This window comes from Sphingomonas glacialis (assembly GCF_014653575.1).
Taxonomy (GTDB): Bacteria; Pseudomonadota; Alphaproteobacteria; order Sphingomonadales; family Sphingomonadaceae; genus Sphingomonas; species Sphingomonas glacialis.
In genome coordinates, this window is sequence record NZ_BNAQ01000030.1 from 1 (window position 1) to 1,283 (window position 1,283).

Annotated in this window: 1 protein-coding gene; it reads left to right on the forward strand. The window is 62.2% G+C overall.

What is annotated here, in order from left to right:
* The first annotated feature begins 85 nt into the window (after positions 1-85).
* A protein-coding gene (locus IE187_RS21090; protein ID WP_189677953.1) for an IS3 family transposase occupies positions 86-1,221 on the forward strand; the annotation gives its coding sequence in 2 pieces (ribosomal slippage) (positions 86-353 and positions 353-1,221; 1,137 coding nt in all).
* Positions 1,222-1,283 lie beyond the last annotated feature (62 nt).

Here is a 1,283-nt window from a genome sequence, read left to right on the forward strand (position 1 = left end):
AGAGGTGGCTCGGCAAATCTGGACAGGCTTCTAAGTGGAGTTTCTGCCTGAAGGCGGCCAGCATGGCTGCCGAACAGGAGATGAGATGACGAAGCGAACACGCCGGAACCACAGCCCGGCCTTCAAGGCGAAGGTAGCCTTGGCAGCCGTGAAGGGCGAGAAGACGCTGGCCGTGCTGGCGCAGCAGTTCGACGTTCACCCGAACCAGATCACGACGTGGCGCGGCCAGTTGCTGGAAGGGGCGGCAGGAGTTTTCGGGTCAGAGGGCCATAGCGAGCCGACGGAGCCTGCGATCGACGTGAAGACGTTGCACGCCAAGATTGGCGAGTTGACGCTGGTGAACGATTTTTTGTCCGGGGCGCTCAGCAAAGCAGGACTGTTGCCGAGCGCAAAACGATGATCGACCGTTCGCATGCGTTGCCGGTGACACGGCAAGCGCGCGAGTTGGGGATCAGCCGCGGCAGCGTTTATTATCTGCCCAGGCCGACCTCGGCTGCCGACCTTGCCATCATGCGGCGGATCGACGCGTTGCACATGGATTTCCCGTTTGCAGGCAGCCGGATGTTGCGCGACCTGCTTGCCGCCGAAGGCATAAAGGTCGGTCGGCTACACGTCTCGACGCTGATGAAGAAGATGGCGATCGAGGCGATCTACCGGCGGCCGAACACGTCAAAGCCGGCGCCGGGGCACAAGATCTACCCGTATCTGCTTCGCAAGCTGGCGGTGACGCGGCCCAACCAGGTGTGGGCGACCGACATCACGTACATCCCGATGGCACGCGGCTTCGTCTATCTGATCGCCATCGTCGACTGGTTCAGCCGACGGGTGCTGGCATGGCGGCTGTCGATCACGCTGGAGACTGATTTCTGCATCGAGGCTTTGGAGGAAGCGCTGACGCGCTTCGGGGCGCCAGAGATCTTCAACACGGATCAGGGGAGCCAGTTCACCAGCATGGCGTTCACCGCCGTCCTGCACCGGGAGAAGATCGCGATCAGCATGGACGGGCGCGGCGCCTGGCGCGACAATGTGTTCGTCGAACGCCTGTGGCGATCAGTGAAATACGAGGAGGTCTACCTGCGGGCCTATGGCTCGGTCAGCGAGGCCCGCGCCTCGATCGGCCGTTATCTGACATTCTACAACGGACGACGCCCGCACTCATCGCTTGACCGCAGGACGCCCGATCAGGCTTACTTCAACCAGCCGCTTCTCGCAGCGGCATGAAACCGGCGGACGCCCCACTTAGCAATCGCGTCGAGCTGTTCAAATGAACCGAGCCACCTCTG